Source organism: Colwellia sp. 12G3 (assembly GCF_002836775.1).
GTDB lineage: Bacteria > Pseudomonadota > Gammaproteobacteria > Enterobacterales > Alteromonadaceae > Colwellia.
This window is the reverse complement of record NZ_PJAQ01000065.1, coordinates 46,334-65,814: the sequence shown is the minus strand read 5'-3', so window position 1 is coordinate 65,814 and position 19,481 is coordinate 46,334. Positions and strand designations below refer to the sequence as shown.

General features: G+C 38.3%; 20 protein-coding genes. All 20 read left to right on the top strand.

All coding sequences use genetic code 11. The annotated features are described in order from the left end of the window. Nucleotides 1-25 precede the first annotated feature (25 nt). A complete protein-coding gene (fliL, locus tag CXF71_RS13405) occupies nucleotides 26-580 on the top strand; it encodes a flagellar basal body-associated protein FliL (RefSeq protein ID WP_101233460.1) in 555 nt (184 codons plus the stop codon). Nucleotides 581-666: 86 nt separating this feature from the next. Beyond that, nucleotides 667-1,731: a flagellar motor switch protein FliM gene (gene fliM / locus CXF71_RS13400; protein WP_101233459.1), complete on the top strand. Its 1,065-nt coding sequence runs from the start codon at nucleotides 667-669 to the stop codon at nucleotides 1,729-1,731. Between the two features lie 50 nt (nucleotides 1,732-1,781). After that, nucleotides 1,782-2,177, top strand: coding sequence for a flagellar motor switch protein FliN (fliN, locus tag CXF71_RS13395; protein ID WP_101233458.1), 396 nt, complete (start codon nucleotides 1,782-1,784; stop codon nucleotides 2,175-2,177). Between the two features lie 64 nt (nucleotides 2,178-2,241). Then, nucleotides 2,242-2,793: a flagellar biosynthetic protein FliO gene (gene fliO / locus CXF71_RS13390; RefSeq protein WP_232771476.1), complete on the top strand. Its 552-nt coding sequence runs from the start codon at nucleotides 2,242-2,244 to the stop codon at nucleotides 2,791-2,793. A gap of 85 nt (nucleotides 2,794-2,878) precedes the next feature. After that, the gene (gene fliP / locus CXF71_RS13385) at nucleotides 2,879-3,637 is read left to right on the top strand and encodes a flagellar type III secretion system pore protein FliP (protein WP_101233456.1); all 759 of its coding nucleotides are present in this window, start codon (nucleotides 2,879-2,881) and stop codon (nucleotides 3,635-3,637) included. Between the two features lie 64 nt (nucleotides 3,638-3,701). Beyond that, nucleotides 3,702-3,971: a flagellar biosynthesis protein FliQ gene (gene fliQ / locus CXF71_RS13380; protein WP_101233455.1), complete on the top strand. Its 270-nt coding sequence runs from the start codon at nucleotides 3,702-3,704 to the stop codon at nucleotides 3,969-3,971. Nucleotides 3,972-4,008: 37 nt separating this feature from the next. Continuing rightward, entirely contained in the window at nucleotides 4,009-4,791 is a 783-nt protein-coding gene (gene fliR / locus CXF71_RS13375; RefSeq protein WP_101233454.1) for a flagellar biosynthetic protein FliR, read from the top strand. Continuing rightward, a complete protein-coding gene (flhB, locus tag CXF71_RS13370) occupies nucleotides 4,792-5,922 on the top strand; it encodes a flagellar biosynthesis protein FlhB (RefSeq protein ID WP_101233453.1) in 1,131 nt (376 codons plus the stop codon). 138 nt (nucleotides 5,923-6,060) lie between these two features. Further along, nucleotides 6,061-8,163 carry a flagellar biosynthesis protein FlhA gene (gene flhA / locus CXF71_RS13365; RefSeq protein WP_101233452.1) on the top strand — a complete coding sequence of 701 codons (2,103 nt, stop codon included), beginning with the start codon at nucleotides 6,061-6,063 and terminating at the stop codon, nucleotides 8,161-8,163. A gap of 59 nt (nucleotides 8,164-8,222) precedes the next feature. After that, entirely contained in the window at nucleotides 8,223-9,767 is a 1,545-nt protein-coding gene (gene flhF / locus CXF71_RS13360; protein WP_101233451.1) for a flagellar biosynthesis protein FlhF, read from the top strand. 46 nt (nucleotides 9,768-9,813) lie between these two features. Then, complete coding sequence (locus tag CXF71_RS13355; protein ID WP_101233450.1) at nucleotides 9,814-10,656, top strand: MinD/ParA family ATP-binding protein; 843 nt, start codon at nucleotides 9,814-9,816, stop codon at nucleotides 10,654-10,656. A gap of 38 nt (nucleotides 10,657-10,694) precedes the next feature. Next, nucleotides 10,695-11,414: an RNA polymerase sigma factor FliA gene (locus CXF71_RS13350; protein WP_101233449.1), complete on the top strand. Its 720-nt coding sequence runs from the start codon at nucleotides 10,695-10,697 to the stop codon at nucleotides 11,412-11,414. Between the two features lie 117 nt (nucleotides 11,415-11,531). After that, nucleotides 11,532-11,915 carry a chemotaxis response regulator CheY gene (cheY, locus tag CXF71_RS13345; protein WP_101233448.1) on the top strand — a complete coding sequence of 128 codons (384 nt, stop codon included), beginning with the start codon at nucleotides 11,532-11,534 and terminating at the stop codon, nucleotides 11,913-11,915. A 74-nt stretch (nucleotides 11,916-11,989) separates the two neighbouring features. Then, on the top strand, nucleotides 11,990-12,733 hold the full coding sequence (locus CXF71_RS13340) for a protein phosphatase CheZ (RefSeq protein WP_101233447.1): 744 nt from the start codon (nucleotides 11,990-11,992) through the stop codon (nucleotides 12,731-12,733). Between the two features lie 15 nt (nucleotides 12,734-12,748). Continuing rightward, nucleotides 12,749-14,899 carry a chemotaxis protein CheA gene (locus CXF71_RS13335; RefSeq protein WP_101233446.1) on the top strand — a complete coding sequence of 717 codons (2,151 nt, stop codon included), beginning with the start codon at nucleotides 12,749-12,751 and terminating at the stop codon, nucleotides 14,897-14,899. 81 nt (nucleotides 14,900-14,980) lie between these two features. Next, on the top strand, nucleotides 14,981-16,108 hold the full coding sequence (locus tag CXF71_RS13330; protein WP_101233445.1) for a protein-glutamate methylesterase/protein-glutamine glutaminase: 1,128 nt from the start codon (nucleotides 14,981-14,983) through the stop codon (nucleotides 16,106-16,108). Continuing rightward, nucleotides 16,101-16,847 carry a flagellar motor protein gene (locus tag CXF71_RS13325; RefSeq protein WP_101233444.1) on the top strand — a complete coding sequence of 249 codons (747 nt, stop codon included), beginning with the start codon at nucleotides 16,101-16,103 and terminating at the stop codon, nucleotides 16,845-16,847. The genes CXF71_RS13330 and CXF71_RS13325 overlap by 8 nt, the downstream gene beginning before the upstream one ends. Next, a complete protein-coding gene (locus CXF71_RS13320; protein WP_101233443.1) occupies nucleotides 16,844-17,872 on the top strand; it encodes a flagellar motor protein MotB in 1,029 nt (342 codons plus the stop codon). The genes CXF71_RS13325 and CXF71_RS13320 overlap by 4 nt, the downstream gene beginning before the upstream one ends. A gap of 53 nt (nucleotides 17,873-17,925) precedes the next feature. After that, the gene (locus tag CXF71_RS13315) at nucleotides 17,926-18,714 is read left to right on the top strand and encodes a ParA family protein (protein ID WP_101233638.1); all 789 of its coding nucleotides are present in this window, start codon (nucleotides 17,926-17,928) and stop codon (nucleotides 18,712-18,714) included. Next, complete coding sequence (locus tag CXF71_RS13310; RefSeq protein ID WP_232771475.1) at nucleotides 18,715-19,479, top strand: chemotaxis protein CheW; 765 nt, start codon at nucleotides 18,715-18,717, stop codon at nucleotides 19,477-19,479. It abuts the gene before it with no gap. The last annotated feature ends 2 nt before the right edge of the window (nucleotides 19,480-19,481 follow it).

Genomic DNA, 19,481 nt, shown 5'->3' with positions numbered 1-19,481 from the left:
TGGCGATAAAATTTTAAGGGTTCTCATGGCAGACGAAAAAGAAAATGGCAAAGAAGGCGAATTAGAGCTAGACAAATCAGGCAAAAAGAAAAAAATGATGATTATCATTATTGCTGTGGTTGTTTTACTCGGCGGTGGTGTAGGAGCTTACTTTTTCTTTATGTCTGGTGGTGATAGTAGTGAAGCACAGCTAGCTGCTGCACTTGATAGTAGTAATGGAGAAACTACAGCGGTTAAAGCGGCTTCGGGGGCAAAGTTGGGGAGCGCACTTTATGTGCCAATGCCAAGACCATTTCGCTTTAATGTGCCTGGCGCCGCTCGAGATCGTTTTGTTGAAATACGTGTACAGTTACTTGTTCGCGGTGGCAATAATGAAGAAAATGCTAAAATGCATATTCCATTGATAGAAAGTACCTTGCTCGGCATATTCTCGCAAGCCAATGCTGATGATTTAGCGACAAGTGCCGGAAAAACGTCTTTAAAACAGCAATCTTTAGCAGCAGTTCAGAAAATCATGACAGATGTAGAAGGTGATAAAACGGTTGAAAAAGTACTTTTTACCGGTTTTGTCATGCAATAGTCAGCTAAGTTTCTTGGCTGAAATACCCATCATTCTAGTTAAGCTTAACCTTAAGAAAAGCAAAGTAAATATGAAGAGATTATCGAGTGAGTGATTTATTATCCCAAGACGAAATTGATGCCTTATTACATGGTGTTGATGATGTTGAAGAAGAAGACGTAATTGAGGATGTCGTCCAATCACGAGATGGTACCTCTGATTATGATTTCTCTTCACAAGATCGTATTGTGCGTGGCCGTATGCCAACGTTGGAAATGGTTAATGAACGTTTTGCTCGCCATATGCGTATTAGCTTATTTAATATGATGCGTCGAACTGCTGAAGTCTCCATTAATGGTATTCAAATGATAAAGTTTGGTGAGTACATACATACTTTGTTTGTACCTACTAGCTTGAATATGGTGCGTTTTCGCCCTTTAAAGGGAACCGCGCTAATTACTATGGAAGCTCGCTTAGTTTTTATTCTGGTAGATAATTTCTTTGGTGGAGATGGTCGTTACCATGCCAAGATAGAAGGCCGTGAATTCACTCCGACAGAGCGCCGTATTATTCAAATGCTATTAAAGCTTATTTTTGAAGATTACAAAGAGGCTTGGTCTCCTGTCATGGACGTTTCTTTTGAATATCTAGATTCAGAAGTTAACCCATCAATGGCAAATATAGTTAGCCCTACCGAAGTGGTGGTTATTAGTTCTTTTCATATCGAATTAGACGGTGGCGGTGGTGATTTTCACATCGCATTGCCTTATTCTATGCTCGAACCTATTCGTGAATTACTTGATGCGGGTGTACAAAGTGATAAAGAAGATACTGATATGCGCTGGTCTAAAGCGCTTCGTGATGAAATTATGGATGTACCGGTTACCATTAATACTAAGTTTATTGAGGTTGACCTCACCTTAAGTCAAGTGATGGAATTAAAGGCAGGGGATATTATACCGATTGAAATGCCTGAGCACATTACGGTGCTAATTGAAGACTTACCGTCTTTTAGAGCTAAATTAGGCCGAAGTAGAGATAATATAGCATTGAAAATCGAATCGAAAATTAAACGACCTGAATCAGCTAAATCTGAATTAACTATCTTAACTAAAGGTGGTAAACGCCTTGATAGTGATGCAGAGCTTCATCTGCTAGAAGATGACTTATAAGTAGTATAAGTTGACCTATTTGAACAAAATTATAAATTGAGGCCTGTGGTATGAGTGACGATAAAGATGAAGATCTAAGTATGTGGGATGAAGCATTAGATGAGCAAGCAGAAGCAAGAGCCGATGCTGAAGCAATTGAACTGGAAGAGTTAACTCCCGATGATGTGCCGATTACCGGTGAAGAGAAGCGAAAACTTGATTCTATTTTAGATATTCCAGTTACTATTTCGATGGAAGTAGGTCGAAGTAATATTAGCATCAGAAATTTATTACAATTAAATCAAGGTTCGGTAGTTGAATTAGACCGAGTCGCGGGTGAATCACTTGATGTATTAGTTAATGGTACCTTGATTGCACATGGTGAAGTAGTGGTTGTTAATGATAAATTTGGTATTCGCTTAACCGATGTGGTTAGCCAAGTTGAACGTATTAAAAAATTAAAATAAATTAATCAAAATGGCTTAATAAGTACTAATTCAATAGAGACATAAAATTAATATGGTAAAAACAATGCGAATATTACTGGCTTTTAGTTGTTGTTTAATGTCTCTAGTGGTTTTAGCACAAGAAAGTGTATCTGAAAATGAGCTATCAAAAAGTGTTATTGTAGAGTCGGTCAACCATAAGCAAACAGCACAGGAAAGCCTGGCACTTCAACGTTCGGTACAGCAAGATATAACTCAGGAAATTTCTGTTCCACAAGCACTTGTTAGTGATAGCCCTGAAGTCGGGAAGCATGTTATGGCTAACATGGATGCTGGCAGTATGATTTTATCTTTGTTAATGGTGCTAGCCTTAATTATTATTTGTGCTTTAGTGCTTAAACGTTTTAACTTTAGTCAACAAAATGTTAGCCAGTTAAAGATTGTGACGAGTTTATCATTAGGAGCTAAAGAGCGTGTCGTTGTCATTCAAGCAGGAGAACAACAGTTGCTCCTAGGGGTTACCGCACAACAAGTTACCTTAATTGAGCACTTGGCTGAGCCCTTAGCTACTCAAACGTTAAAAGCAACTGAGTTACCCAAAGGTTTATTGTCTTTTCTGTTAGCTAAAAAGTCTTAATATTGAATAGGCTCACAATTGTTACTCATAAATGCCATTATAACGACTGTAAATCAGGTTGTTTTTTAGGGAAGACCAACGAACTATGAAAAGAATCTCGTTATTAACAATTATAGTATTATGTTTGCTCAGTATGAGTTTCGGAGCTTTTGCTGAAGATTTATCACTATCAGCATTAACACTTACTACTAACCCTGATGGCTCACAAGAGTATTCGGTAAACCTACAGATTTTGATCTTTATGACTGCGCTGAGTTTTATTCCAGCAGCGGTTATTATGATGACATCGTTTACCCGTATTGTTGTGGTGATGGCGATTTTACGACAAGCCTTTGGTCTTCAGCAAACACCGTCAAATCAAGTGATTATTGGTTTAACACTTTTTATGACACTCTTTATTATGACACCTGTTTATAATCAAATAGATAAAACGGCAATTCAGCCATATTTATCAGAGGAATTAACAACCACTGAAGCTATTAACCTGGGTAAGGTGCCATTACGTGCCTTCATGTTAGAGCAAACCCGTGTGAAAGATCTAGATACTTTAGCGTCAATGGCTGGTATCGATACAGTTGACAAACCAACTGATTTGCCCATGACAGTCATTATTCCTGCTTTTATTATTAGTGAATTAAAAACGGCTTTTCAGATTGGTTTCATACTCTTTATTCCCTTTTTGATTATTGATTTAGTTGTTGCTAGTATTTTAATGGCGATGGGCATGATGATGCTTTCACCAATGATAGTCTCTTTACCTTTTAAATTAATGCTATTTGTTTTAGTTGATGGCTGGAATTTAGTTATTGGCACTATCGCAACCAGTTACGGATTAGGAACCTAACCTAGTTTTTCAGTCGTTATTCATTATATTGTTAAAAATGTTAGATAAGTAAAGAGAGCAGCTTATGGGTCCAGAAATTTATGTAGATATGTTAGGTGATGCATTATTACTTGTGATCCTTTTAGTGTGCGCTATTATCCTGCCGAGTCTAGCCGTGGGTCTAATGGTCGCTATTTTTCAAGCGGCTACATCCATTAACGAACAAACCTTAAGTTTTTTACCAAGATTAATCGTCACCTTGCTAGCTTTAATTATTGGTGGACATTGGTTAGTACAAAAAGTCATGGATTATACAATCCGGCTAATTGCTAGTATTCCTAGTGTGATTGTTTAGTTATGTGTCTAGGCATCTCTATTACTAGGGCAGCTTAATGGAATTTACTGAGTCTATTATTAATCAATATATGGCCGATTTTATTCTGCCATTCAGTCGTATTTCGGCTTTGATTATGACAATGATAGGTTTTAGCTCAAAGACTATTCCAGGTCGGGTCAAACTGTTTTTATGCGTCAGTATTACCATTGCTGTGATGCCAGCAATTCCGCCAGCTACTGTAGATAATTTAATGTCACTCAATACTGCTATTCTACTGGGACAGCAAATGATCATTGGCATTATGCTTGGTTTTGTCACTATCATGGTGGTTAATACTTTCACCCTAGCGGGTCAAATTATTGCTATGCAGTCTGGCCTTGGCTTTGCTTCTTTAGTTGATCCCGCAAGTGGTATGAATGTACCTGCCATTGGGCAATTCTTTCTCATTTTATCTTCATTGTTATTTTGGGTGATGGATGGTCACCTTGCTTATTTGCAATTTATTGTCGCAAGTTTCGATACTTTACCAATCCCAACGGAGCACTTATCTAGCATCAAATACCGCGAAGTAGTTGAATGGGGCAGCTGGATGTTTGCAACAGCTTTATCACTTGCTTTAGCGCCAATCACTGCCATGTTATTGATCAATTTTTCTTTTGGTATTATGACCAGAGCGGCTCCACAACTTAATATTTTTGCCATTGGTTTTCCTATTACTATGATGGCAGGTTTACTTATTATGTGGCTAACCTTTGGTAATTTTTTCACTCACTTTGAGTTGCAGTGGCAACGAGCGCTTGATTTTAGTTGTTACCTTATTGATTGTAAGGCGACCTAAATGGCTGATTCTGATAGTGGTGAAAAAAGTGAAGAACCCACGGCTAAAAAACTTAGCGATGCCCGTAAGAAAGGTCAAATTGCCCGTTCTAAAGATTTAGGTACTTTTTTTGTTTTAGTGGGTAGCGCTTGCGCCATGTTATTGATGGGATCAGCTTTAGCTAGTGCAATGGCTAACATGATGAAACATTTATTTAGCCTAAGTCGTAAAGAAGTCATGGATGTAAATGCACTTTTTAAAGTGATAAATGATGGCGTTTATCAAATTGTCTCGCCATTACTGTGGATTTTTTTTATTGTCATGCTAGCGGCATTTATTGGCAATACCTTACTTGGCGGTATGAGTTTCTCAGGAGAAGCCATGATGCCTAAAGCAAGTAAACTTTCCCCTGCTGCCGGTTTTAAACGTATGTTTGGTGTCCAAGCTGCTGTCGAACTGATCAAATCTATTTTAAAGTTCTTTGTAGTTTTTATCGTCGCCTTTTTGCTGTTAAGTGGTTTGTTTGAAGAAATCCTTGGTTTAAGCCGAGAAACGATTCCCAATAACTTTGAACACGCTCTTACCATGTTGCAGTGGATGTTTTTGATACTTGCTTTATCAATAGGCATTATTGTTGTCATTGATGCGCCGTACCAAGTTTGGAATCACAATCGACAGTTGAAAATGACTAAGCAAGAAATTAAAGATGAACATAAGGGCACTGAGGGTAGTCCTGAAATAAAGGGCCGTATTCGTCGAACACAATATGAAATGTCACAACGACGTATGATGCAAGACGTGCCTGATTCTGATGTGGTGATTGTTAATCCAACACATTTTTCAATCGCACTTAAATATGATGCCGCGGTAGGCGGAGCACCGGTATTATCAGCCAAAGGTGTTGATGAAATGGCTCTACATATCCGTACCATTGCAAAAGAGCACCAAGTAGAGATAATTCAATCACCAGCATTAGCCCGCTCACTTTATTATACCGCAGAAGTTGGCGATGATATTCCAGAAGAGTTATTTGCTGCGGTAGCCCAAGTATTAGCCTTTATTTTTCAACTTAATGAACATAAAAAAGGTAATGCTAAAAAACCAACGCCAGTTTCTAAAGATCTTCCGATACCTGATGACTTTAGATATTAGTCACTCGGTAATGCAAAGTGCTCTTTTATAAAACTGGGTGATAACTTTCGCTTTGGTTGTAAATAATTACAGCTGTCTTTTTTTGGTATAAAAATTGCTAATTCAAGGTATCTGTCAAAAAAACATCATGAAGTAGTAATGCAATTAACCGCTTATTTTAATCAGTTTGATAAAACCACACTCCGCCATCTGACCGGCTTAGGGACACCTATATTGGTTATGGCTGCCTTAGGTATGATTATTTTACCTATGCCAGCTTGGTTATTAGATATTTTATTTTCTTTTAATATCGCACTCTCCCTCGTTGTATTACTGATTACCGTCTATACCTTAAAACCTCTTGATTTTGGCTCTTTCCCTGCGGTGCTGCTAGTCGCGACTATTTTAAGGTTGGCACTAAATGTTGCTAGTACGCGAGTGGTTCTATTAGAAGGACATGAAGGTCCTGAGGCTGCCGGTAAGGTCATTGAAGCATTTGGCTCTGTTGTTATCGGCGGAAACTATGCTGTTGGTTTAGTGGTTTTTCTTATATTGATCATTATTAACTTTGTTGTTGTAACCAAAGGTGCGGGGCGAATCGCTGAAGTGACAGCTCGTTTTACCTTAGATGCAATGCCAGGTAAACAAATGGCAATTGATGCTGATTTAAATGCTGGTTTTATTACCCAAGAACAAGCCAAAGAACGCAGAACTGAAGTAACTAGTGAAGCCGATTTTTATGGCTCTATGGATGGTGCCAGTAAGTTTGTGAAAGGTGATGCGATTGCCGGTATTCTGATTTTATTCATCAATATTGTTGGTGGCTTAATTATTGGTATGGTTCAGCATGATTTAACTTTTAGTCGTGCTGTTGAGATATATACTTTACTTACTATTGGTGATGGTCTGGTTGCACAAATACCAGGTTTACTACTGTCAATTGGTACTGCCATTGTCGTAACCCGTCAAAATACATCGCAAGACATGGGTGAGCAAGTAAGTAGTCAACTTGGTCAAGAGAAATCACTCTACGTCGCTGCCGGTGTAATGTTTGTTATGGGCGTAATCCCAGGTATGCCACATTTTGTCTTTTTGTTATTTGCAGCGATCATCGCATCAGCAGCTTTTTTTGGCGCTAAAAATAAAGTAAATCAAAAAGTCGAACTTGAAAAAATAGCACAAAATGAACAAGTTCAGCATCAACAAAAACAAGATGAAGTAAAAGAACTTGATTGGGATGATGTTAATCATGTCGATGTTATTGGTCTAGAAATTGGTTATCGTTTAATTCCATTGGTAGATAAAGCGCAAGGTGGCGAGCTACTGAGCCGAATTAAAGGCGTTCGTAAAAAGCTTTCTCAAGAATTTGGCTTTTTAGTACCCGCAGTGCATATTCGTGACAATTTAGATTTAGACCCAAACAGTTATCAAATTTCATTGATGGGAGTTGTTGTCGGCACAGCGCAAATTAGACATGACCAAGAGCTTGCCATCAATCCTGGGCAGGTATTTGGACAGCTTGATGGGGTAGCGACAAAAGACCCCGCTTTTGGCCTTGATGCAACTTGGATTAATCAAAATCAGCGTGAACAGGCGCAAACTTTGGGTTATACCGTGGTTGACTCTGCTACCGTATTGGCTACTCATTTAAGTCAAATATTGACAAATAATGCTGCTCAGCTATTAGGCCATGAGGAAGTGCAAAACCTATTGGATTTACTTGCTAAAAACTACCCTAAGTTGGTAGAAGGATTTGTTCCAGACACTTTAACTTTAGGTACGGTTGTCAAAGTATTACAAAGCTTAATGAATGAAGGTGTAGCCGTACGTGATATGCGTTCGATAGTGCAAACCCTTGTTGAGTACGGACCAAAAAGTCAAGATGCTGAAGTACTTACCGCCGCAGTGCGAATTAGTTTAAGAAAATTTATTGTTCAAGACCTTGTGGGTGGCGCACAAGAAGTACCTGTCATAACTTTGGCTCCAGAGTTGGAACAAATGTTGCATCAGTCAATGCAAATGGCAGGAGATGATGGTGCTGGTATTGAACCAGGTTTAGCGGAACGCTTACAGCAATCATTAACTGAAGGAGCTAACCAGCAAGAAATGGCTGGAGATACACCAATATTATTAACATCAGGTATATTACGACACGTGTTGGCTAAGTTTGTTAAATACACGATTCCGAGTTTACGTGTCATTTCTTATCAAGAAATACCTGATGATAAACAAATTAAAATAGTTAGTGCCATAGGGCAATAATCTTTAATTAAAATTATGTGGTGCGTGCTTGTAACTTAAAGTAAAAATAGAGGCTGGATATGAAAATTAGACGTTTTGTTGCCAAAGATATGCGCACAGCATTAGCACAGATTAAAGAAGAACTTGGCGTTGATGCGGTAATTATGTCCAATAAAAAAATTCCTGAAGGTGTGGAATTGATGGCTGCTGTTGATTACAACCAAGTTGTACCTCCTGCACAGTTTCAAAAAAACACCATGCACGATAATAATATGATGGGAAATTCTACCAGCTCTAGGGAAGTAAGTAATGATGTTGTTAGTTTTGGTCAACAAACAGAAACACAAAATACGGTTTCATCACCAGCAATAAGTCACACTATAAATGATCATGCTCCTGCTGATAGCTTATCAGCATTACTAAGTCGTCAAGTACAACAACCAAGCCCACAACAATTAACTCCTCAGCAAGAGTCAACGACCTTAGGCGACGCAAGCATTGAGCAACAGTTAAAGAATTTTACTGACCGTCTAAGTCATACAACCTCTGATATTAATTCCACTGCATTACAACAGGCATCTATTTCTGAGAATGAGCAATATGATAGTGACCAAATCACGGCGAATATATCTAAAAGCATGTCATCTTCAAGCCCACTGGCTATTGGTTTGAATGAGGATGCAAAGGTATCTTCCCAAGACTTTGCGAAAATGCAACAAGAAATGGCCTCTATTCGTTCATTGCTAGAACATCAGGTTTCAGGTTTGATGTGGCAAGATATGGCTCAAAAAGATCCTCAGCGAGCTGTGTTAGTAAACCGTTTACTTGCTTTAGGACTAAATGAACAGATCGCTGACCAAATAGCGGGATATGTTCCAGATCAGTCAGACGGAAACAAAGCTTGGCAACAAGCAACACAACTCATTGCTCAACAAATAAATACCACGCAAAATGATATAATCAATCGCGGTGGGGTAGTTGCTTTAGTTGGTCCAACAGGCGTAGGGAAAACAACAACTATTGCCAAGCTTGCTGCAGGCTTTTCTCAAGTACATGGTAGCGATCAGGTCGCGCTTATCTCTACAGATACCTTTCGTATAGCCGGCTTTGAGCAATTAGCAACCTATGGGAAAATTATTGGCTGTCAAGTGAGTCTTGCTAAAGACAGTCAAGCGTTAGATACTCTATTACAGCAATACTCGAAGAAGAAATTAATATTAATTGATACTGCTGGCATGGGACAACGTGACATCCGTTTAGCCGAACAATTAACTGCTTTAGTTTCAAATGCACGGGTGAGAATTCGAAGTTACTTGGTGTTAGCAGCTAATGCTCAACAAGGTGTTATGCAAGAAAATGTAGATCGCTTTAAAAAAGTACCATTGTCGGGTTGTATTTATACTAAACTGGACGAAAGTATCAGTATTGGAGAAATAATTACAACTTCGATTCAAAATGGCTTACCAATAGGTTATCTTACTGATGGACAAAGAGTTCCAGAAGATATTAAAGTTGCAAATGCTGAGAAATTAGTTACTCTTGCAGATAAGATGGCAACTAAGTCTGTAAAAAATAATGTCAGTGTATTGCGGCCGATGCCTGTTGCACCCGCCGTAACCGTATAAGACTCTAGCTAATAGCTAAGCAGAAATAATTAGAAGCAATAATTAAATGATAGATCAAGCGAGCGGCTTAAGAAAGATGCAAAATTTACAGCAAGTTAAAGTGGTAGCCGTTTCTGGCGGCAAAGGTGGTGTTGGCAAAACGAATACTTCGCTAAATACTGCTATTGCTCTAGGGCAACAAGGCAAACGAGTACTCGTACTTGATGCCGATTTAGGCCTTGCTAATGTTGATGTAATGCTTGGGTTAAGAGTAAAACGTAACTTATCTCATGTGTTATCTGGTGAATGTGAACTTGACGATATTATTATTGAAGGTCCCGCGGGCATTAAAATTATTCCAGCTACATCAGGTTCACAGTCGATGGTGGATTTGACCCCGTCAGAGCATGCCGGACTTATCCGAGCTTTCAGTGAAATGCGTACCCAGTTTGATGTGCTGATAGTCGATACCGCTGCAGGTATTTCAGATATGGTACTAAGTTTTACCCGCGCTGCACAGGATGTCATCTTAGTGGTTTGTGATGAGCCTACTTCAATCACTGATTGTTATGCTTTGATGAAATTATTAAGTCGTGATCACGGAGTGTTTAAATTTAAAGTTGTCGCCAACATGGTACGTACACCTAGAGAGGGGCAACAACTTTTTGCTAAGTTAACCAAAGTCACTGATAGATTTTTAGATGTAGCAATCGAATTGGTTGGAGTAATACCATTTGACGAAAATGTTAGAAAATCAGTACGTAAACAGCAGGTTATAGTCGAGGCTTATCCGCAGTCCCCAGCTTCTTTGGCTTATATGGATTTGGCAACTAAAGTTAGCCAATGGCCAATCCCTAAACAAGCTTCAGGGCATTTAGAGTTTTTTATTGAGCAGTTATTAGCTAATTAACTGATAAATTAAGCATTACTTAGTGAGAGCAATATTACGTGGTAAAAGCGAATAGCTACAATAATCAAATTGATAAAACAGCTTTGCTTGAACAACAAACTGTTTTAGTTAAACGTATTGCTTATCATCTTTTAGCAAGATTACCAGCAAGCGTTCAAGTAGATGATTTAATACAATCAGGAATGATTGGTTTATTTGAAGCAGCAAATAATTTTGATAATAGTAAGGGTGCCAGCTTTGAAACTTTTGCTGGTATTCGAATCCGCGGTGCTATGTTAGATGAAATGCGTCGTGGTGATTGGACCCCTCGTTCAGTTCATAAGAACAGTCGAATGGTAAGTGAGGCCATAAAAAATCTTGAGGCAGAACTAGGTCGTGATGTTTCTGATATAGAAGTTGCTGAAAAACTTGATATTTCACTAAATGACTACCATCATATATTAAGTGAAGTTAGTACAGGGAAAATACTGGGTATTGATGATCTAGGTGTCAATGAAGATGCGATTAAACTGGGTGATGATAGTCTTGGGGATGATCCATATCAAAGTATTGAGCATAATGCCTTTAAAAAAGGCTTAGCCCAATGCATTAAGTCTTTACCAGAGCGTGAAGCTCTTGTACTGTCTTTGTATTACGATGAAGAATTAAATTTAAGAGAGATAGGTCAAGTACTTGACGTAAGTGAGTCAAGAGTAAGCCAAATTCATAGTCAAGCAATGCATCGTCTTAAAGGACGCATGCAATCTTGGCAAAGTTAGCTAGACTTGACTGATAATAGGTTGATGTTAGTTGATTTTGAAAACGTAAATACCATGTTAAGTAAAAATAACACATATAATAACTAATTTATTTTGAATGTTTCGCCGGAGGGTGCCTTGGATAAAAATATGAAAGTGCTTGTTGTTGATGATTTTTCAACGATGAGACGTATAGTGAAGAATTTGTTGCGCGATTTAGGTTTCACCAACATTCAAGAAGCTGATGATGGCAGTACTGCTTTACCTATGCTTCAAAGTGGTGATTTTGATTTTGTTGTAACTGATTGGAATATGCCTGGTATGCAAGGTATAGACTTACTTAAAGCAATTCGAGCAGATGCGAGTCTCTCACATATTCCCGTTTTGCTTATTACAGCAGAAGCTAAGAAAGAACAAATCGTTATGGCTGCCCAAGCAGGTGTTAATGGCTATATTGTTAAACCATTTACAGCCGCAACATTAAAGACTAAGTTAGATAAGATTTTTGAGCGCTTAGCTTAATGTGAAGGCCTTAGCTAACATAATGCTTGTTAGCTAAGTTAAGGTGTTAATAAATATTCTATTAAGGACTTTGCATGAGTATAGCTATGACGGGGCGGATCTCATTAGAGCAAGCAAAATCTTTGGTTGAGTTTTTAGAGTCTGGTCAGCAAGACGCGGCGGATGCGATTATTGCTGAGATTCAAAACCCAATCAATTCAGAGCTTTTTGCAGAAATTGGTAAATTAACTCGCCAGCTTCATGACTCATTAACAAATTTTCAGCTAGATTCTAGGTTGAATGATTTAGCAACGGCAGATATCCCCGATGCTAAAGAGCGATTGAATTATGTTATTACTCGAACAGAAGAAGCCGCCAATAAAACTATGGATGCTGTTGAGGCAATCTTCCCTGTAGTTGAGACTATTGCGGGGCAAGTGGCTGCCGTCAATCCTTCATGGACTAAGTTGATGAATAATGAATTGGACTTAAAAGAGTTTAAATCACTATGTCTTGATATCGATACCTTATTAAAAAATACAGGTAAAGAAACGCATCATATTCATAGCTTAATGACAGATGTTTTAATGGCACAAGACTTTCAAGATTTAACAGGTCAAGTCATTCGAAAAGTTATTGATTTAGTAAGAGAAGTTGAAGATAGTCTAATAAATATGTTAACGGCTTTTGGTATATCAGCAGAAAAAGTGCAAGAACATACTAGTCCTAAAGTAGGTAAAAACCTTGTTGAAGGACCAATTGTAAATGCAGCAAATAGAGATGATGTAGTAGAAGATCAAGATGATGTTGATGATCTTTTATCAAGTTTAGGTTTTTAATGGGAGAGTTACTGCATGTCTTTTGAAGCAGATGAAGAAATTTTACAGGACTTTTTAGTTGAAGCGGGTGAAATCTTAGAATCGCTTTCAGAGGAACTAGTCGAGCTCGAAAATGACGTTGATAATGCTGAATTATTAAATTCAATTTTCCGTGGTTTTCATACAGTAAAAGGTGGCGCAGGATTCTTAGCTCTTGGTCACTTAGTTGATGTATGTCATGGTGCGGAAAATATATTCGACTTATTACGAACAGGAAAACGCTCAGTAAATGCTGAGCTTATGGATACTATTTTATCAGCACTCGATACTGTCAATGATATGTTCGCGCTGGTACAAAATAAAGAGTCTCTTGTTCCTGCCGATGCTAATTTGTTAGCTGAGCTTGCTCGATTAAGTAAACCTGATGCGGCAAAACCTGTTGAAGCTATAGCTGCTGTTGAAATTGAACAATCAGTAGCGAGTAATGAAGAATCAAACTCAAGTGATGAAATGAGTGAAGATGAATTTGAACGATTGTTAGACGAACTGCATGGTTCAGGAAGCGTATCAGCAGCTCCTCCAGTCATTGAACAAGTTCCTGTTTCACCATCTACTTCTAGTGCCTCTAGTAGTGATGGTTCAAGTGATGAGATTTCAGATGATGAATTTGAATCGTTATTAGATGAGTTGCATGGACAAGGTGCATTTTCAGCTGATGCCGTAGACGGTGCAAATGCTGCTCTGAGCAGCTCAAGCGATGATATAGATGACCTTGAATTTGAAAAGCTATTAGATGAACTTCATGGTAAAGGTAATGCGCCGCAATTTGTAGAAAACGCTTTAACGGATGAAAGTACTCCACCACCTGTTGAAAAGCCTGTACAAGCAAAAGCCGAAGTACCAAAAGCAGTACCACAACAATCGGTTCAGAAAAAAGCACAAGAAGCACCAGTTAAAGCCGCTGCGAAAAAAGCAAGTTCTACTCCTGCACCTCAAGGTGAAACCACTGTTCGCGTAGATACTAAGCGACTAGACCAAATAATGAATATGGTCGGTGAGTTAGTATTAGTCAGAAATCGACTAACAAGTTTAGGCTTAGTTTCAGACGATGAAGACCTGAATAAGGCAGTTACCAATTTAGATGCCGTCACTACTGACCTTCAAGGTGCGGTCATGCAAACCCGTATGCAGCCAATTAAAAAGGTTTTTGGTCGTTTTCCTCGAGTAGTACGAGATTTAGCTCGTAGTTTGAATAAAGAAATCACATTGATTTTAGAAGGTGAAGAGACTGACTTAGATAAAAATTTAGTCGAGGCTCTTGCTGATCCACTAGTGCATTTAGTTCGTAATTCGGTAGACCATGGTGTAGAAGCGCCTGATGTTCGGGAAGCTCTGGGTAAACCAAGAGAAGGTACGGTACTTCTTTCAGCCTCCCAAGAAGGTGATCATATACTGTTAACCATAAAAGATGATGGCGCAGGAATGGATGCTGAAAAATTAAAGAGTATTGCTATTGAACGTGGTGTACTTGATGCAGAGTCTGCGGCTCGTATGCCAGATAAAGAAGCATTTAGTCTTATTTTTGCTCCTGGCTTTTCGACAAAAACTGAGATTTCAGAAGTTTCAGGTCGTGGCGTTGGCATGGATGTAGTTAAAACGAAGATTACCCAGCTTAACGGTACTGTAAATATAGACTCTGAATTGGGAGTCGGTACCGTACTTGAAATCAAAGTGCCATTAACTTTAGCGATACTTCCAACATTAATGGTCGTTGTTGGAAAGCAAACTTTTGCTTTACCACTAGCATCAGTTAATGAAATATTTCATCTAGATCTATCGAACACTAACAGTGTCGATGGACAATTGACCATTATCGTTCGAGAAAAAGCTATACCGTTGTTTTATTTAGATCAGTGGTTAATACGTGATTTTGTTAAAAAATCTCGTGATAAAGGCCATGTGGTTATCGTGCAACTCGGTAATCAACAAGTTGGATTTGTTGTTGATAGTTTAATAGGTCAAGAGGAAGTTGTAATAAAGCCACTTGATAGATTACTTCATGGAACACCAGGAATGGCTGGAGCTACGATTACAAGTGATGGGGGTATTGCACTAATTTTAGATATAGCCAACTTGTTAAAATTTTATGCTAAAAAATCACCCGTTAATAAAAAATTACGCAGTTAGATATTTTCAAAGTTAGTAGACTTTGTGTATTTCAAAGTCTACTTATATAGCGTTAATTTAAAACGTTATCAGAGAGGTTAAATGGCCTACAAGGTACTTGTTGTTGATGATTCGAGCTTTTTTAGACGCCGAGTCACTGACATTCTTAACAAAGATGCTAAATTAAACGTAATTGACGTAGCAGTGAATGGTCAGGAAGCGGTTGAAAAAGCAATAGCGCTCAAACCTGATGTAATTACTATGGATATTGAAATGCCAGTGCTTAATGGTATTGACGCTGTAAAACAAATTATGGCGAAATCTCCTACGGCAATATTAATGTTTTCATCTTTAACACATCAAGGTGCTAAAGCTACTTTAGAAGCGCTTGAAGCAGGTGCATTAGATTTTCTGCCCAAAAAATTTAGTGAAATTGCAAAAAATAGTGAGGAAGCGGGCAGTTTACTGCGTCAACGTGTTGTTGAAATAGCACGAAAGCCAGCCAATCTCAAAGCACGAACGATTACTCGCTCCAGTACTCTAAATCCAATATTACCAAGGGAAAGACAGTCTACTAGCTTCGCTAGACCATCTACCCCATCTGTTCATATACCTAAAGAAAAAAAATCACTGACCCGCAGTTCAGGTAAAGAATATAAGCTTATGGCTATTGGCACCTCCACAGGGGACCCTGTAGCATTACAAAAAATATTGGTTCAACTTGAACAGAACTTCCCTTTACCTATTATTATTGTTCAGCATATGCCTGCCGCCTTTACCGCTGCTTTTGCCAGTCGCTTAAATACTTTGTGTAAGATAACAGTTAAGGAGGCTGAAAATGGCGATGTGCTTAAACCAGGACATGCTTATTTAGCACCTGGTGGCCGTCAAATGATTATTTCGGGGAGTGAGCAATCAGCAAAAATCAAAATTTTGGATGATGACTCACCTAAAATAACCTTCAAACCCAGTGTAGATATTAGCTTCGGCTCAGCGGCAAAAACATTTGGGGGTAAAGTCTTGGGTGTGATTTTGACTGGAATGGGCTCTGATGGAAAGGAAGGCTCTAGAATGTTGAAAGCTAAGGGGGCAACAATTTGGTCACAGAATGAAGAATCTTGTGTAGTTTATGGTATGCCACAAGCCATTGATAAAGCAGGGTTATCAGATTTGTCACTTCCATTAGAATCAATAGCTGCTTGTATGATTAAGGAAGTTGGTTGTGGATAAGTTGAGTCTTGCGGGACTATTCATTGCCATTTTTGCAGTCTACGTCGGATTTACTCTTGATGGCGGTCACATCTCTGCCTTATTTGAATTACCCGCTTTCATTATTGTATTTGGCGGCACATTAGGTGCTGTCATGCTGCAATCTTCAATGGGGCAATTTACTCATGCAATATCATTACTTAAATGGGTTATCTATCCACCCAAATATGATATGGAACGAGGAATTAATGAAATAGTCACTTGGGCAACGAAGGCGAGAGAGTCAGGTTACCTCGCTTTAGAAGACACGGCACTAGAAATTGAAGATAGTTATACTCAAAAAGGTTTAAATTTATTGGTAGATGGTGTTGAACTTGATAATTTTCGAGTAGCACTAGAGTTAGATTTGGATATTTATCGAGAGCATAATTTACGTTCTGCTAATGTTTATGAAGCTATGGGGGGCTACAGTCCAACGGTTGGTATATTAGGTGCAGTGCTCGGTTTGATTCATGCTATGGGCAACTTAACAGAGCCAGCATTATTAGGACAAGGTATAGCAACAGCCTTTATTGCAACTATTTATGGAGTAGGCTTTGCAAATCTACTTTATTTACCTGTAGCAAATAAGATCCGAGCTATTATTCACCAACAAACTATGTACCGTGAAATGGTCTGTGAGGGCTTAGTGTCGATTGCTCAAGGTGAAAACCCTCATGCAATTGAAAATAAATTATCGGCATTTAGGTTAGATCAATGAATCGACAGCGTAAAAGAAGACACTCGATAGAACAGGATAATGTTCATCGTTGGTTAGTCTCTTATGCTGATTATATGACGTTAATGTTTGCCTTGTTTGTTGTGTTATACGCCATGGCAATGGTGAACGAAAAACCTTTCGAAAGTATTACTGAATCTTTTGGTAGTGTATTCCAAGCCTATGATGACAAAACCAAAAACCGTGGTCATGGTGATGGTGTATTAATGGTCAATAGCAGTAAAACTAATAAAAGATTATATGGCGATGCTATCTTAGATGTTGCGGGACCTGAAATTGTTGATAATGAAAAAAACCTGTCTAATATCTCAGATGAAGAAGTAGGAAACAATCTTAGCTCATTGGAAGATAAGTTGCATACGGCATTGTATGACTTAATTGAGTCAGGTTATGCGCAATTGCAAATAGATGGTGACTGGTTAGAAATTGAGTTAAATAGTGGTTTATTATTTCCCAGTGGCTCATCTTCAGCAACATTATCTGCAGAAGCAATTTTATCGGCAATTTATGACGTTATTGGAAAAGCGAGTAATTTCATTCGAGTGAGAGGTTATACCGATAACCAAGCGATAAATAATGAAATTTATTCCTCAAATTGGGAACTTTCTGTTTTCAGAGCCACCGCAATTTTGAGAGTTTTAGAGACGTTAGGTTTAAATCCTGCGCGTATGGCTATTGAAGGTTATGGTCAATATTACCCAAGCGAAAACAACTTAACAGAACAGGGGAGAGCTAGAAATAGAAAAGTGGTTGTTGCTATTTCTAAATATGGTTTGGAAACTAGTAATTTACTTAAAACACCAACTATTGACTTGAAAAGTGTAGAAACGATTAGCCAGTTTTCATCAACCAATGAACAGAATATCGATGAGTCAAATAAAATCAAGGTGATTAGATTAGACAATGGCGGCATTCGTATTACAACTCGAAATGATATGGCCGAGAGTGTGGCCCCATCAGATACTAGCACCTCTAAAAATAAAAAAACTAGTGATGGCATAGAATAAAAAAAACAATCAGGCGACTGATAAATTTAATGAAAAGTAAGTGAGTAGTGCCCTTGATAGTTTGGACGGTAGCAAATCAAAAAGGTGGTGTAGGTAAAACCACAACAACTATTGCTCTTGCTGGTATATTAGCTGAACAAGGTCATAGAGTATTATTAGTTGATACAGATCCTCATGCTTCACTCAGTTACTATTTTGGAATTGAGTCAGAAGATTTAGATCTTAGTGTCTATGAATTATTTACCCAAGTAGCATCACGAGAACAAATATTACAAACATTATGTCCAACGCAATACCCAAATATTGATATATTACCGGCAACAATGGGGCTAGCAACACTCGACCGCTCTTTGGGGGCTAAAGGTGGTATGGGGTTAGTACTAAAAAAAGCTGTTCAAAAAGTAGCAGATAGCTACGATTATGTTTTGATCGACTGCCCACCAGTACTCGGTGTATTAATGGTAAATGCTTTGGCCGCAGCGGATAGTATTGTTATCCCTGTTCAAACAGAATTTCTGGCCCTTAAGGGACTAGACCGTATGATAAAGACAATGGAACTTATGCAAGGAGAGCAAGAGGGCTTGTTCAAATACACTATTGTGCCAACTATGTTTGATAAAAGGACTAAAGCCTCAATTTTAGCCTTTAAAAAATTACAAGAAGTCTATACTGATAAGATATGGCCGGGAGTCATTCCTGTTGATACAAATTTAAGAAATGCTAGTTCTGCTCAAAAGGTACCGTCAGATTATGCAGCCAACTCTCGAGGAACATTAGCGTATAAAAGTCTTTTGAGTTTTTTAATCAAACAGAATGTGAAAAATAATGAGGTTGGACGCTAAATGAGTAAATCGTTAACTGCTAGTAAAAAGGTAATGAAAACCTATTTATCAGAGTTATTAACAGATCCCGAAGTTGAGGGGAAGTTATCACAACAGCGTATTGATAAACAAACGTTTAGCAAGCCTATCAGCCATAAAGAAAACAGGTCTTTAGAAAATTTATTAAAAACAGTTGGTGAGCCTAAAGAAGTGCTTGTTAGCAAAGAAGTAATTGAAGCTGATGTAATTGAAACCGATGTAATTGAAACCGATTTATTACCAATTTCCACAGAAAAAAGCCGCTCCCAGCCTGCTGAACTAAAGGAGAAAAGCTATCGCCAAGGTGACTTCCAGGCAATGTTTTTTGATGTGGCAGGTTTAACAATCGCGGTACCTTTAATTGAGTTAGGTGGTATTCATAAAGTCGATAAAATGACTAGCTTAATGGGCAAGCCTGATTGGTTTAAAGGGGTTATGCTTTACCGGGAAGAAAAAATAAATGTTGTTGATACTGCGTTATGGGTAATGCCAGAAAAATGTGACGAAACATTAAAAAATTCGCTAAACTATCAATATATCATCATGTTAAATGATAGTCCCTGGGGACTGATGGCTGAACATCTAGTCGATACTGTCGTATTGTCTCAAGATGAAGTTAAATGGCTAGATTCTAGTAATAAACGGCCATGGTTAGCAGGGTTAGTGAAAGAGAAAATGTGTGCATTACTTGATGTAAGTGCTTTGATTCAATTGCTTGATAAAGGTAGCAATATCTATCAAGAATAGTA